General features: G+C 70.3%; 16 protein-coding genes. 13 read left to right on the forward strand and 3 right to left on the reverse strand.

Annotated elements, in window-relative coordinates; translation table 11 throughout:
• Positions 1-14 precede the first annotated feature (14 nt).
• From ACLQ2T_RS24920 to ACLQ2T_RS24940, 5 genes are all read left to right on the forward strand, one after another.
• Positions 15-449: a RidA family protein gene (locus ACLQ2T_RS24920; protein ID WP_425768784.1), complete on the forward strand. Its 435-nt coding sequence runs from the start codon at positions 15-17 to the stop codon at positions 447-449.
• Positions 446-970: a 3-hydroxyanthranilate 3,4-dioxygenase gene (locus ACLQ2T_RS24925; RefSeq protein ID WP_425768785.1), complete on the forward strand. Its 525-nt coding sequence runs from the start codon at positions 446-448 to the stop codon at positions 968-970. Before ACLQ2T_RS24920 ends, ACLQ2T_RS24925 begins: the two co-directional genes overlap by 4 nt.
• Positions 970-1,992, forward strand: coding sequence for an amidohydrolase family protein (locus ACLQ2T_RS24930; protein WP_425768786.1), 1,023 nt, complete (start codon positions 970-972; stop codon positions 1,990-1,992). The genes ACLQ2T_RS24925 and ACLQ2T_RS24930 overlap by 1 nt, the downstream gene beginning before the upstream one ends.
• Positions 1,993-2,276: 284 nt before the next feature.
• A complete protein-coding gene (locus ACLQ2T_RS24935; RefSeq protein WP_327027470.1) occupies positions 2,277-2,564 on the forward strand; it encodes an aa3-type cytochrome oxidase subunit CtaJ in 288 nt (95 codons plus the stop codon).
• The gene (locus ACLQ2T_RS24940) at positions 2,551-2,964 is read left to right on the forward strand and encodes a DUF5130 family protein (RefSeq protein ID WP_425768787.1); all 414 of its coding nucleotides are present in this window, start codon (positions 2,551-2,553) and stop codon (positions 2,962-2,964) included. Before ACLQ2T_RS24935 ends, ACLQ2T_RS24940 begins: the two co-directional genes overlap by 14 nt.
• 120 nt (positions 2,965-3,084) lie before the next feature.
• Here the strand turns inward: ACLQ2T_RS24940 and pepN are convergent, their stop codons facing one another.
• Entirely contained in the window at positions 3,085-5,634 is a 2,550-nt protein-coding gene (gene pepN, locus ACLQ2T_RS24945) for an aminopeptidase N (protein ID WP_425768815.1), read from the reverse strand.
• A gap of 216 nt (positions 5,635-5,850) precedes the next feature.
• On the opposite strand from pepN, the gene ACLQ2T_RS24950 reads away from it, so the two are divergent.
• The 4 genes from ACLQ2T_RS24950 to ACLQ2T_RS24965 all read left to right on the forward strand — a co-directional run bounded on the left by ACLQ2T_RS24950 (position 5,851) and on the right by ACLQ2T_RS24965 (position 9,017).
• Positions 5,851-6,474 carry a DsbA family protein gene (locus ACLQ2T_RS24950; RefSeq protein WP_425768788.1) on the forward strand — a complete coding sequence of 208 codons (624 nt, stop codon included), beginning with the start codon at positions 5,851-5,853 and terminating at the stop codon, positions 6,472-6,474.
• A gap of 188 nt (positions 6,475-6,662) precedes the next feature.
• Positions 6,663-7,118 (forward strand): hypothetical protein, encoded by a 456-nt coding sequence (locus tag ACLQ2T_RS24955; RefSeq protein ID WP_425768789.1) that lies wholly within the window; start codon positions 6,663-6,665, stop codon positions 7,116-7,118.
• A gap of 113 nt (positions 7,119-7,231) precedes the next feature.
• A complete protein-coding gene (locus tag ACLQ2T_RS24960; protein ID WP_425768790.1) occupies positions 7,232-8,437 on the forward strand; it encodes a DUF1015 family protein in 1,206 nt (401 codons plus the stop codon).
• Positions 8,438-8,549: 112 nt separating this feature from the next.
• Positions 8,550-9,017 carry a ribose-5-phosphate isomerase gene (locus tag ACLQ2T_RS24965; RefSeq protein ID WP_327024471.1) on the forward strand — a complete coding sequence of 156 codons (468 nt, stop codon included), beginning with the start codon at positions 8,550-8,552 and terminating at the stop codon, positions 9,015-9,017.
• A gap of 92 nt (positions 9,018-9,109) precedes the next feature.
• On the opposite strand, the gene ACLQ2T_RS24970 is transcribed toward ACLQ2T_RS24965, so the two are convergent.
• On the reverse strand, positions 9,110-9,433 hold the full coding sequence (locus tag ACLQ2T_RS24970; RefSeq protein WP_425768791.1) for a hypothetical protein: 324 nt from the start codon (positions 9,431-9,433) through the stop codon (positions 9,110-9,112).
• Between the two features lie 188 nt (positions 9,434-9,621).
• Positions 9,622-10,854, reverse strand: coding sequence for a GNAT family N-acetyltransferase (locus ACLQ2T_RS24975; protein WP_425768792.1), 1,233 nt, complete (start codon positions 10,852-10,854; stop codon positions 9,622-9,624).
• Positions 10,855-10,968: 114 nt separating this feature from the next.
• Here ACLQ2T_RS24975 and ACLQ2T_RS24980 point away from each other — a divergent pair, with 114 nt between their 5' ends.
• The 4 genes from ACLQ2T_RS24980 to ACLQ2T_RS24995 all read left to right on the forward strand — a co-directional run bounded on the left by ACLQ2T_RS24980 (position 10,969) and on the right by ACLQ2T_RS24995 (position 13,556).
• Positions 10,969-11,508, forward strand: coding sequence for a hypothetical protein (locus ACLQ2T_RS24980; RefSeq protein ID WP_425768793.1), 540 nt, complete (start codon positions 10,969-10,971; stop codon positions 11,506-11,508).
• A gap of 375 nt (positions 11,509-11,883) precedes the next feature.
• Complete coding sequence (locus ACLQ2T_RS24985) at positions 11,884-12,243, forward strand: hypothetical protein (protein WP_425768794.1); 360 nt, start codon at positions 11,884-11,886, stop codon at positions 12,241-12,243.
• Positions 12,240-12,530, forward strand: coding sequence for a hypothetical protein (locus tag ACLQ2T_RS24990; protein WP_327024476.1), 291 nt, complete (start codon positions 12,240-12,242; stop codon positions 12,528-12,530). Before ACLQ2T_RS24985 ends, ACLQ2T_RS24990 begins: the two co-directional genes overlap by 4 nt.
• Before the next feature lie 9 nt (positions 12,531-12,539).
• Positions 12,540-13,556 (forward strand): MvdC/MvdD family ATP grasp protein, encoded by a 1,017-nt coding sequence (locus tag ACLQ2T_RS24995; RefSeq protein ID WP_425768795.1) that lies wholly within the window; start codon positions 12,540-12,542, stop codon positions 13,554-13,556.

Raw genomic sequence — 13,556 nt, forward strand, 5'->3', positions numbered from 1 at the left:
TCGGGGAGGGTGGCATGGCTGACGGGGCGCGGGCGCGGGTGGTCGAGGGGAAGGCGGTTCCTCGGGGGGCGTTTCCGCACGTCAAGGTTGCGGGTGGGTTCGTCTTCGTGTCGGGTACCTCGTCGCGGCTGCCCGACAACACGTTCGCCGGGGTGTCGGTCGACGAGTTCGGGACGACGGACCTGGACATCCGGGTGCAGACCCGCGCGGTGATCGAGAACATCGGTGACCTGCTGCGCTCGGTCGGCGCCGACCTGTCCGACCTGGTGCAGGTGACCTCGTACCTGGTCAACATGAACGACTTCGGTGGGTACAACGAGGTGTGGGCGGAGTTCTTCGACGCCACCGGGCCGACCCGGACGACCGTGGCCGTGCACCAGTTACCTCATCCGCACCTGCTGATCGAGATGCAAGCCGTGGCCGTGTTGCCCGAAGGAGGTCAGTCGTGAGTGAGATCGCCGAGCCGTTCAGCTTTCCGGGCTGGATCGCCGAGAACCAGCACCTGCTCAAGCCGCCGGTGGGCAACAAGGAGATGTTCCCCGGGTCGGACGACTTCATCGTGATGGTGGTGGGCGGGCCCAACCAGCGCACCGACTTCCACGTCGACCCGTACGAGGAGTTCTTCTACCAGGTCAAGGGCAACATGCACATCAACCTGATGACCCCGGAGGGGCCGCGTACGGTGCACGTGCGCGAGGGACAGATGTGGATGCTGCCGCGCAACGTCCCGCACTCGCCGCAGCGGCCCGAGCCGGGCTCGATCGGGGTGGTGGTGGAGCGGGTCCGTCCGGAGGGGACCCTGGAGAAGTTCCAGTGGTACTGCCCGGAGTGCGGGCACAAGGTGCACGAGGTCGAGTTGCAGGTCCGCGACATCGCCGCCGACCTGCCCCCGGTGTTCGGCGCCTTCTACGCCGACGAGGCGGCCCGTACCTGCGGTAACTGTGGCACCCTGCACCCGGGCAAGGGCTGATGGCCCAGCCACTTGCCCACCCGGTGGTGGACGTGCACTCGCATGTCGTACCGAAGGGGTGGCCGGACCTGGCCGCGGCCTGCGGCGGGTCCGGTTGGCCCTGGCTGCGGATCGACTCGGAACGCGCCGCCATGATCATGGTGGGGGAGACCGAGTTCCGCCCGATCGGCGCGCAGTGCTGGGACGCACCCACCCGACTGGCCGACATGACCGCCGACGGGGTCGACGTGCAGGTCGTCTCGCCCACCCCGGTCTTCTTCGGCTACGAACGCCCGGCCGACCAGGCGGTGAAGGTGGCTCGCATCTTCAACGACCTGACCCTGGAGGTGACCGCGGCCGGTGGTGACCGGCTGGTGCCCTTCTGCCAGGTGCCGTTGCAGGACCCGGACGCGGCCTGCGCCGAGTTGGACCGCTGCCTGGCGGCCGGACACGTCGGCGTGGAGATCGGCAACCATGTCGGTGACCGGGACCTGGACGACGCCGGGATCGTGACCTTCCTGACCCACTGCGCCCAGGTCGGCGCCCCGGTCTTCGTCCACCCCTGGGACATGCCGGGTGGCCCCCGCCTGGACCGGTGGATGGCCCGGTGGCTCACCGGGATGCCGGCCGAGACCCACCTGTCGGTGCTGTCGATGATCCTCGGCGGGGTCTTCGACAAGGTGCCGCCCAGCCTGCGGATCTGCTTCGCGCACGGCGGCGGCAGCTTCCCCTTCTGGCTGGGGCGGGCCGACAACGCCTGGCACCGCCGGGGCGACCTGGTACGCGGTGCCTCCGCCGCCCCACCCAGCTCGTATGTCGACCGCTTCTACGTCGACTCGGTGGTGTTCGCGACACCGGCCCTGCGCCTGCTGGTGGACACCATGGGCCCCGGTCAGGTGCTGCTCGGCAGCGACTACCCGTACCCGCTGGGGGAACGCCCGGTCGGCCGGGTGATCCACGAGGCGGACTTCCTCACCGAGGACCAGCGCGCACTGTTGCTGGGCGGCAACGCCCGACGTTTCCTCGGCGCGGATCGTATATAGACGCCCGTGCCTCACCCCGCCGTATCGCCGAAACGGCGGGGTAAGCCGGCACGGGATACCGCCGTTTCGGCGATACGGTGTCGACGGGACACGGATCGCCACAGTTGCGCAGGTTGAACACTCGTGTGACGGATGGGATCGGCACCCCGCGCTTTGGTGAAGCGTCGGCTCCGCTAACGTGAGTGGCAGCGGAGTCGGGAGGTCACCGCGGTGACCAGCCACCCGATCCGGTCGAAGGTCTCTCTTTCCGCCTGGGGGCGTTGGGATTGTCTGTAACCGACACGTTGCTGGTCTTCGTCGGCATCCCGGCAGCCGTCGTGCTGGTGATCGCCGGCCTGGTGTACGCGGGTAGCCGGGACGGGGGCGGCGGCGGTGCCAAGCGCTACCGGCCGGGCCGTCCGTTCAACTTCACGCCGGTCTGGTTTCTCGGTAAGCCGGACGAGCTGGCCGACTCGGCCGGCACCGTGCTGGCCGCCGGGGCCCAGGCGCCGGCGTTGACCGGCCGCAAGCAGGAGCAGGCCGGCGCCGAGGCGCCGGCCGGTGGAACCGGAGGCGCAAGTGACCGTTGGTGAGATGCAGCCCGAGGCCGGGACCGAACCCCGGCCCGACGTGCTGGACGGGCCCTTCTCCACCCGCCAGCTGCTGCGCATCGACGAGGCGCTGCGGCTGGCCGACCGCACGACCGGCCTGGTCTTCTCGGTCTTCGTCGGCGGTCTCGACGAGCCGATCCGGAAGCACGCCGAGCGGCTGCACGGGCAGCTGGCCGACCCGGACCGCTCGGTGCTGATCGCCGTCTCGCCGAACCAGCGGCAGCTGGAGATCGTCACCGGCCGGTACGCCCGCAAGCGGGTTCCGGACACGTACGCCAAGATCGCCGCGCTGTCGATGGTGGCCTCCTTCGGCGGCGGTGACCTGGCCGGTGGCATCATCCAGGGCCTCGACCAGCTCTCCCGGTACGCCGGCAAGGGCTGACCCCTTCCAAGCACGATCGAGCCCGGCTCCCGCGACTGCGGGGGCCGGGCTCAGTCGTGTCGAATCATGTGCGCCCAGAGTGCCCGGCGCGGGCGATCCACCCGCGCCGGGAAACCTGGCTCAGGCGGTGCGGGCGTCCCGGGCCCGTGCGGCCACCGCCCGGACCACCCCGTCGCGACCCTCGGCCACCAGCCGACGCAGCGGCGCCGGGTAGCCGGGCTGGGCCAACCAGGCGTCCGTGGCCTCGACGGTGTCCTCCTCCACCAGGTACGCCGGGTAGGCGAGCATGGCGAACTCCTGCGCCGGCTCACTGTCGCGGCTGGCCCACACCTGCCCCACGGCCTCGAAGTACCGCTGCCGGTACGGCATGGTCAGCTCGACCTGTGCCGGGTGGGTGAAGCCCTGCAACAAGGCCCGGTTGCGCCAGTTCGGCAGGGCCTCGGCGCCGGTCAGCTGGGCCCAGACGGCAGCCTTGTTCTCCTCGGTCGGCACCAGGGCGTTGGCGTACGCGGCCTCCCGTTCCCCGCTGGAGGTCCGGTCCCCGGCCAGCTCGGCCTCGATCTCCGGCACGCCGGCCGCCCCGTTGGCCACCAACGCCTGCAGCACGCTCCACCGCAGCTCGGTGTCGATGGTCAGCCCCTCGGTCACCTGGCTGCCGTCCAACCAGCCGCGCAGCACGGCCAGGTCCTCCGGGGCACGGGCCGCCGAGACGTACGTCCGGGCCCAGGCCAGCTGGAAGCCGCTGCCCGGCTCGGCCGCGGCCAGGGCGGTCCGCGCGGTGCGGGCCAGCTCAGCCCAGCCGCTGGGGGCCCAGGCCGGGTCGGCGTAGAAGGTCAGGGCGCTGCTCGCCTGGCGCAGGGTGGCGGTGACCAGGTTGATGTCCGTCTCGGCGGGCAGACCGGCCAGCACCAGCGCCACGTAGTCGCGGGTGGCCAGTTCGGCGTCGCGGGTCATGTCCCACGCCGCCGTCCAGCACAGCGCCCGCGCCAGGGAGGACTCGAACCCGCCGATGTGCTGCACCACCGTGGCCATCGACCGCTCGTCCAGCCGCAGCTTGGCGTAGGTGAGGTCGTCGTCGTTGAGCAGCAGCACGTCGGCCGCCGGCACCCCGACCAGCTCGGTCAGCTCGGTCAGCTCACCGTCGATGTCGACCTCCAGGCGCTGGCGGCACACCAGCCGACCGTCGGCCAGGTCGTACAGCCCGACCCCGATGCGGTGGGTACGCAGGGTCGGGTACCCCTGCGGGGCCTCCTGCCGCACCAGCACCCGCTCGTACGCGCCGTCCGAGCCGATGGTCAGCTCCGGCCGCAGGGTGTTCACCTGCGCGGTCTCCAGCCACTGGGAGGCGAAGGTGCGCAGCTTGCGGCCGGAGGCGGTCTCCAGCTCGGTGAGCAGGTCGTCGAAGGTGGCGTTGCCCCAGGCGTACTTGGCGAAGTAGGCCCGCAGACCGGCCAGGAAGGGCTCCAGGCCCACGTAGGCGACCAGCTGCTTGAGCACACTGGCACCCTTGGCGTACGTGATGCCGTCGAAGTTGACCTCGACCGCCTCCAGGTCCGGCATCTCGCAGTAGACCGGGTGGGTGGAGGAGAGCTGGTCCTGCCGGTAGCCCCAGTTCTTCCGGACGGACAGGAAGGTCGTCCACGCCTCCTGGAACCGGGTGGCGTGGGTGTTGCACCAGTGGCTGGCCCACTCGGCGAAGGACTCGTTCAGCCACAGGTCGTTCCACCAGCGCATGGTGACCAGGTCACCGAACCACATGTGGGCCATCTCGTGCAGGATCGTGTTGGCCCGCTGCTCGTACTCGAAGTCGGTGACCTGCGAACGGAACAGGTAGTGCGACTCGGCGTGGGTGACACAGCCGAAGTTCTCCATCGCCCCGGCGTTGAAGTCCGGCACCCACAGCTGGTCGTACTTGGGCAGCGGGTAGCGCACCCCGAACTGCTCGTGGAAGAAGTCGAAGCCCTGCTTGGTGACCAGGAACAGGTCGTCGCTGTCGAGGTACTGCGCCATCGAGGTCCGGCAGAACAGCCCCAGGTCGATCCCGTCGTGGCTGTCCCGCACCTCGTGGTACGGCCCGGCGCACAGCGCGGTGATGTACGTGCTCATCCGCGCCGAGGTGGCGAAGTGGACCGTCTTGAGGTCCTCACCGGCCGGCTCCACTCGCTCCACGGTCGCGTTGGAGATCACCTTCCAGTGCTCCGGAACGGTGGCGTGCCAGGTGTAGACGCTCTTGAGGTCGGGCTGGTCGAAGCAGGCGAAGACCCGCTGGGCGTCAGCCGTCTCGAACTGGCTGTACAGATAGGTCTCCCCGTCCACCGGATCGACACTGCGATGCAGGCCCTGCCCGGAGTTCGAGTACGCGAAGTCGGCGTCGACTACGAGGAGGTTCTCATCGGCCAGCCCGGTCAGGGTCAGTCCCTTCTCGGCGGAGAAGTCGGTCAGGTCGACCGGGGTGCCGTTGAGGGTCGCCGAACGTACCGAGTCGGCGGCCACCTCGATGAAGGTGCTGGCGCCCGGTTCGGTGCAGCGGAAACGCACCTCCGTGATCGACCGGAAGGTGCGACCCCCCGCCGCGTGGACGGCACTGGACAGGTCCAGATTGATGTCGTACCCCGTCACCTCGAGCAGGCGGGCCCGCTCGGTCGCCTCGACCTGCGTCAGGTTGCGCACTCCCGGCACGTTCGTCTCCATCCGTTTCTCGCCGTACCCCACGGCCACATCATCGTGGACCGCCTGTGACGGCCCGTCCGATCCTGAGTCTTCCACGGACGGGCACCCGGTGGTGGGCGAGGTCACGCTGTGGTACTCAGCGCGATCGGGCGGCTGTGGAGTAAGGATCGGAGGGTGCACCGCTGTCCGGTGCCAGCATCCCGAAGGGACCTCGCTATGAACGAACGCACCAGCGTCGACATGTGGTTCGACCCGATCTGCCCCTGGGCGTGGATCACCTCCCGCTGGCTGCTGGAGGTGGAACAGGTCCGCGACGTCCAGGTCCGGTTCCGCGTGATGAGCCTGTCGGTGCTCAACGAGGGCCGCGAACTGCCCGAGCCGTACCAGGAGGCGATGCGTACCGGCTGGGGGCCGGTCCGGGTGTGCATCGCCGTGCAGCAGCGGTACGGGTCGGCGGCGGTGAGTGCCCTCTACACCGCCCTGGGCACCCGGATCCACCTCGGCAAGGAGCAGGTCGGTCCCCAGTTGTTCGCCGCCGCCCTCACCGACGCCGGCCTGGACCCCCAACTGGCCGAGGCCGCCGAGGACAGCGGGCTCGACACCGCCCTGCGGGAGAGCCACGAGGAGGGGATGCGGCCGGTCGGCACCGAGGTGGGCACCCCGGTCATCCACGCACCCGGACCGGAGGGCCGGAAGGTGGCCTTCTTCGGCCCGGTGGTCACCCCGGCACCCAAGGGGGAGGCCGCCGGTCGGCTCTGGGACGGGGTACTGCTGGTGGCCGGCACCCCCGGCTTCTTCGAACTCAAGCGCACCCGCGACCTCGACCCCATCTTCGAATGAGGTGCAAGGAAGGGCCCCTTATTAACGCCTCGGGTATAGCCCGGGTCCCTTGTTAACACAAGCTCCGCGTCGCCTCGGGCGCCGTACCCGGCGTCACCGCTGCCCTCGTGGAGTCGTTTGACCAGGTGTCCGCAGAGAGCCGGCGGGCCGCATCCGTGCCCGTCGGCCGCCACTCGTGGAGGCACCAGATGGCCAAACACCGTGCCCCGGTCTCCGACCGTCGGACTCGCCGGGAGAGGACCGGCAACGAGGCGATCCACCCGGTGGCGGACCTCAGCCAGCCGGTGCCCCGGCAGGACCGGGAGAGCCGACCGGCGCCCCGACCGGTCCTCGCCGAGGCCGGACCGGCCTTCGGGGACGGGGAGCGGCGCGAGTGGGTCGCTCCCCGACAGGACCTCGCCGAGCTGTGGCCCGGCCCGCCGTACGACCGCTTCGGCGGGCCGGCGCCGCAGCAGCGTCCGCTGAACGCCCCCGAGGTGCTCGGTCGTACCCCCGTGGTGGGGGTGGCCCGGGTTCCGGCCACCTCCCGGCTGACGCCGCCCGGTCGGGAGATCCGCAACCAGGGCCCCCGGCCGGTACGCCGTCCCGCCGTGGTGCCGGCGCCCGCGGGCCGGCATCGTCGGGCGGCGGAGCCGGACTGTTAACAGGGGACCCCTGCACTACCGCAGGCGTTAAGCGGGGGCCCTTCCTTTCACCTGGTGGGCGAGGGTGTGGGTCGGGCGGCGGGGCCGGAGGCGGCGACGGTAGCGTCATGGTCATGACGGTCGTGCACCCGATCACCCGGGCTTGGATCACCACTGGCGGCACCGGAGCGCAGAACTACGACGAGTTCGCCGACGACGCGGAGATCACCGCGATCATCGAGGCGAACCCGCACAGCGCCCTCGGCATCGAGATGCCACACCGGGCTCCGGACAGCCTCGGCAAGTCCTTCGGCGACGCTCTGCCGGACGCGGTGACCCGGCTGGCCGAGGCGAAGGCCGACGGCAGCTACACCCCCGCCGAGCAGGTGGTGGTCCTGTACCGGATCACCGCACCCGGGGAGGAGCCGGCGTACGGCATCTTCGCCATGGTCGACACCGATCAGATCTCCACCCGGGCCGACGAGCCGGGCCTGGTCATCCGCAACGAGGACGTCTTCATCGCCAAGGTGCGTGAGCGGGTGGCCCTGGCCGAGGCGCTGGGGCACCTGCTCTCGCCGGTACTGCTGTTGCAGACCGGGCGCGGTGACGAACTGCACGCCGCGCTGGCCAAGGCCACCGACGCGGCCGGTGCGCCCGCCGCGACCGACCTGGACCAGGCCGGGCGTACGCACGCCATCTGGCTGCTCGGGCCGGGCCCGGAGCAGGACGAGCTGACCTCCCTGGCCGGTGGCGGCGACCTGGTCGTCGCCGACGGCAACCACCGCAGCCTCGCCGCCCAGACCGGCGGTTTCCCCCGGTTCCTGGCGGTGGTGACCACCCCCGCCTCGGTGGCCATCCAGCCGTACAACCGTCTGGTCAGCGAACTGCCGACCACCCCGCAGGAGCTGCTCGACCGGTTGACCGCCGCCGGTGCGCAGGTCGCCGCCGTCGAGAGCCCGGTACAGGTCCCGGCCACCGGCGGCACCGTCGTGCTTCAGCTGCCCGGCCAGGCGTACGAGGTGACCCTGCCGCACACCGGCGCCGGCCGGTTGGAGAACCTCGACCACGCCCTGGTCGAGCGGCTGCTGTTGCGCGACGCCCTGGGGCTGGACCCGGGGGACAAGCGGATCACCTACGTCGGTGGCGACTACCCGGCCAGCTGGCTGGCCGGTGAGGTCGAGGCCGGCCGGGCCGAGTTGGCCATCCTCATCGCGCCGGTGACCGTGGACGACTTCGTCGCGGTGAACCTGGCCCGGGAGAAGATGCCGCGCAAGAGCACCTGGTTCACCCCGAAGGCGCGCGGCGGCCTGGTGGTCGCGGAGTTGCCGGACCCCGCGTGAGGGTTGTCGGGTCGGTGCCGGGTGAGGCTCGCACCGACCCGAAAGGGGCATAGTCGCACCTGGGTACCGCCCCGCCGGTGCCCGGTGCGGCGGGCCTGACAGACTGCCCGGTATGCGCGTCTACCTGGGATCCGATCACGCCGGTTTCGAGTTGAAGGTGCACCTGGCCAACCATCTCGCCAAGCAGGGGTACGAGGTGGTCGACGTCGGCCCGCACGTCTTCGACCCGGACGACGACTACCCGGCCTTCTGTCTGCACGCCGGCACCCGGGTGGTGGCCGACCCGGGCAGCCTGGGTGTGGTCATCGGTGGCTCCGGCAACGGCGAACAGATCGCCGCCAACAAGGTGGCCGGGGTCCGTGCGGCTCTGGCCTGGAGTATCGAGACCGCCCAGTTGGGCCGGCAGCACAACGACGCCAACGTGGTCGCGGTCGGGGCCCGTCAGCACACTCTGGACGAGGCCACCGCGATCGTCGAGGCGTTCCTGACCACCGCCTTCTCCGGCAGCGAGCGGCACGCCCGCCGCATCGCCCAGGTCGCCGAGTACGAGCAGACCCGCAAGCTGCCCGACCTGCCCTGACGATCAACTCCGTTACGCCGAAACGGCGGTGTCCCGTGGCTGCGTACCCCGCCGTTTCGGCGAAACTGCGAGCATCGACCGTGTGGCCCGGGTCAGCGGCGGGGAAGTTCGTCGCGGGGGATCCAGTTCCGACGGACGATGACGATCTCGGCCTCGGCGGTGGCCAGGTCCTCCTCGGTCGGGCGGGCCGCGTCCCGGGCCCGCATGGCCGCGGTCACACTCACCTGTGAGGAGCCGGACCCGACCAGTCCGCGTAGCCCTCGTTCGCCTTCGTCAGCCCCGCCGCGTCGTCCGCGGGGCGGCGGCTCCCCGCCGTCGTGCACTCCTGCGGTTGTCGCTGCGGCGCTGGTGTCTGTGGCCTGCGGTGGTGCGCCCTGGTGTCGGTGTCGTCGTCGCCGTCGTGCCTCGTCCGCCACCCCCCGACCCTACCTGGGATGACGGTTGTCGATCACGGTCTCGCGGCGGATCGCACCCTCGATGTTTGACAGTGAAAGCACATACGGACGCACCGGCCTCACTCACCGTCAGCGGCGCGAGATGGCTGCATCACCGACCGCCGACCGCCGACCGGAATCGAGCCGGCCGGCGGTCGGTGCGCGCAGGGTCAGAAGACCTCCAGGGCCGAGGGGGCGCGGTGCCAACCGAAGGCGGGATCGGCGGAGGCCAGGGCACCGGGCCGCAGTTCGCGTAGCCGGCCGGCATCGGCCAGGGCGATCAGGCGGGCACCGCCGAGGAACAGCTCGCCCAGGCAGCTCACGTCGCAGGCCAGGTCGGCCGGATCGGTCACCGGTACGCAACTGGCCGCCGTCGGGCCACCCTTGAGCCGCCACCGGCCGGTATTGGCGGGCAGCAGGTCGTCGGTCACCTCGATCACCACGTCGATGTCGGTGGCGTAGCGCCGGGCGGACAGGGCGCCCGGCACATCCACCACGCGTACCCACAGGGCGTCGACCAGAGTCGGGCTGAGCCGGCGTGGTTCGTCGACCATCCGCAGCAGGGGCTCGTCCACGGCGGCCCGCAGACAGGTCACCTGGCGGGTCAGGTCGATCGAGAGCAGCATCCGCCAGATCGCCCGGTATCCGGCGACACTGGTCGCCACCACCTCGTCGACCGTGGTCTGGCACTTCGGGCCGGTGCCGTCCCAGTCGGCCCTGGTGCGGAACAGGCCGTACCCGTCGATGCCCTCGGGGCCCTCGTGCAACACCACCCGCCGTTCCGTGGCGCCGCCCCGTTGGGCCTGCGGATCCAGCAGGACGTAGCGCCACCAGCGGTCGTCGCGGGCGGACCAACCGGGCCGGGTAGCGCGTACCCGGTCGTACACCCGGCTCAGGTCAGGCAGGCGATCGACCGGAGAGTCCAGGCGCAGTCGGCCCTCGTCGGCGGTCGGCGGCGGTAGCCGCAGCTCAAGGGTGTTGCCGCTGAGCTGGAGTCGCTGCGCCGCCAGGCCGTAACCGAAGCGGGGGTAGATCCGGCCCTCGCTGGCCCAGAGCACCGCCACCGGTTCCCGGCCGGCCTCGTGGATCTCGGTCAGTTGTCGGCGCATCAGCGTGGTGAGCAGGCCTCGCCGCCGGTGGGTGGGGGCCACCCCGACCATGCTGACGTGGGCGGCGGCCACCTCGCCGCCGGGCACCCCCAACGCCCGGGTGAAGGCGGCGGCGGTGCCGACCACCTCGGGACCGTCGCGTACCAGCAGGGCACGTTCCGGTTCGAAGATCATGCGCTCGGTCTCATGTGCCTCGGGTTCGAGGCCGTGATGGAACAGGAGATTGAGGAGGCGCCCCATCTCGTCGAAGTCTTCCGGGCGGGCGCTGCTGATCGGCAGGGAGTCGCTGGTCACGGCTTCGTGTCTAACCGATGGGCACGGGTGCGGCGACCTATTTGCGGGCTGGCTACCCTCGAAGCAGGGCCGGACGGTGATCGAGTTCACCGCCGGCCGAGGGGGAGGGACGAGATGGCCGACAAGACGCAGCCGTGGGCGGAGCGGACCGTGGAGGTGCCGCCGCAGGCCGGTGCGGACATTCCGTCGCAGCGCGACCCGTACCGACGCGGGGTGGCCTCAGTCGGTGCCACCGCGCCGCGTACCGAACCGTTTCCGGTGGTGGACCAGGTGCCGACCGGCACCGGCTGGCCGGGTGAGCCGGCGCCGCGCCGGCCCTTGAGCTGGCATGTGGCCCAGCTACGCAAGGGCGGCGAGTGGAGTACGGCCGGCCTGCTGTTCGCCTTCGTGTGCTGGGGGATCTGGGCGATCTCCGGCGGTGGCGATCTGGCCGGGCCCTTTCTGATCTTCGTGGTGAGCCTGCTGGTGGCGGCGGGCCTGTTCGCGCTGACCCGGCTGCTGGGCCGGCTGGTGCTGGAGCGGCAGCTTGGCCGGGTGCGGCGCAGCGCGCGTGGCGCTCATCTGGTCACCGCGGTCTTCCTGACCGGCCTGGGCATCGCCTACCTCCAGCAGACCCAGTGGATCATGGACGCCTGGAACTGGCTGACCACCTGAGTCGCGGCACCTGAGTCGCGTCGTCGGGCGGGTCGACGTGTCACGCCGACCCGCCCGACGGAGCCGGTCGCGCATCGCGACCGGAAGGTCGTCACTCCACCAGGACGGCCGCTGCATACCCGGCCGGAGCCGGTTCATCCCCCGCGAAGACGGGCGGTGCCAGGTCCGCCTCAGTCCGGACATGAGAGATTCTGTCCGGCTTGCCGGTAAATTTACTGCCGTCACCGTACTTTCGCGCGAGCGGACGCTTATTCCTGTAAGCGGAAAATGGGGCCGCTAGCAGGCGGAATGCGGTCGCCGCAAGCATCCCGCGCCGTGAAAGTTCCATGAACTGAGGTCTTCTCAAATCTCGGCGCGTCCATAAGGATGGGCTCTGTGAACGGGGCGCAGACCGAGGGTGATGGATTTCCGGGGGGCACCAGCGTCCCGGTCACCGTCCTTCGGCTGGACCGCCCCGAGCTGGACGGCACCCGTCTCGTCGTGCGGGCCGTCGATGTCGAACTGCGTGAACGCCGTCGTAGGCACCACCTGGCACCGTTGGGATACCTCTACGACCGCGCCGACCACGACGAATTGGAATCCGATCTCATCCTTGACGCCGGGCACTACGACGTGGGTGACCAGACCTGGTCATTTTCCGCTGAGGTGCCCGGGATTATCGGCCTTACCGAGCCGCTGTCTTCGGCTGACAACCCGCCAGCCGAAAAAGTCGGAGAAGAAGGAGATCACCCGTGACGACCACCCTGACCCGCAACCCCCTGCGCACCTCACTGTCGATGACCAGTGGGCACGACTTCAGCCAGCCGCTGCCCGCCGACCACGACCGCCAGCCCTTCGGCTACCTCTTCGCCAACTGGGAGCCGGGCACCCCGGCGGAGACCGAGACCGAGCTCGGCTACTACGACGCCGACCAGCAGGTCTGGGTCACCCCGGACGGCGCGATCACCGCCGGTGTCTACACCAAGACCCGCACCTCCGGCTCCAACTGCGGAGACTGTGTAACCGACGACGCCTGCGCCTAAGGACAACGCATGACCACCTCGCCATCTGATCGCGGGATCCTGATCTTCACCCAGGACTTCGATCCCACGGTCGACCCCGTCGTGCGGACCCTCACCGCACGGGGGGCCGACATCGTCCGCGTCGACCTGAGCTACTTCCCGCAGACGCTGACGTTCACCACCTCGGATTTCGATGGCGAGCGGCGGCGGCTGCTGCACCGCGGGCGGGAGGTCGATCTCGATCGGCTCTCCGGGGTGTGGTACCGCCGCCCCACAGCCTTCCGCTTTCCCGAACAGATGAGCGAGGCCGAACAGCAGTTCGCCCGCAACGAGGCGCTGCACGGCATCGGTGGCATCCTGCGCAGCACGGACTGCCTCTGGGTCAACCGCCCCGACGTCGACGCGGTCGCCGAGCTCAAGCCCTACCAACTCCAGTTGGCCAAGCAGGTCGGCATGCGGGTGCCCCGCACCCTGCTCACCAACGACCCCGACGAGGTACGCGCCCTGGTCGGTTCCACCGACCAGCCCGTCGTCTACAAGGCCCTCACCGGCGGGGTCATCCACTATCCGGGCGCCTTCCCGAGTGGCCTCTACACCACAGTGGTGGGCGACGAGGTGCTGGCCAACGCCGACCGGGTCCAGCACACGGTCTGCATGTTCCAGGAGTACATCGAGAAGGCGTACGAGGTCCGGCTGACCGTCGTCGGGAACACCTGGTTCCCGGTGGTGATCGACTCACAGGCCCTGCCCACCACCTCGGTCGACTGGCGGGGCGAGAACCACCTGCCCTACGGGCCGTACAAACCACTGCCCGACGAGGTGGTGGCGAAGACCCAACGCCTGCTCGACCGCCTCGGCCTCGTCTACGCGGCCATCGACTTCATCGTCACCCCCGAAGGGGAGTACGTCTTCCTGGAGGTGAACCCGGGCGGCCAGTTCATGTGGCTGCAGCACGACCTGGGTCTGCCGATGGACGAGACCATCGCCGCCCTGCTGCTGGCCGGCGGTCCCTTCCGGCAGGGCGAGGTAACCCAGGTCGGCTACTGA

Origin of the sequence: Micromonospora sp. DT229 (genome assembly GCF_049844505.1) — a bacterium.
In the GTDB taxonomy this organism is placed as follows: domain Bacteria; phylum Actinomycetota; class Actinomycetes; order Mycobacteriales; family Micromonosporaceae; genus Micromonospora.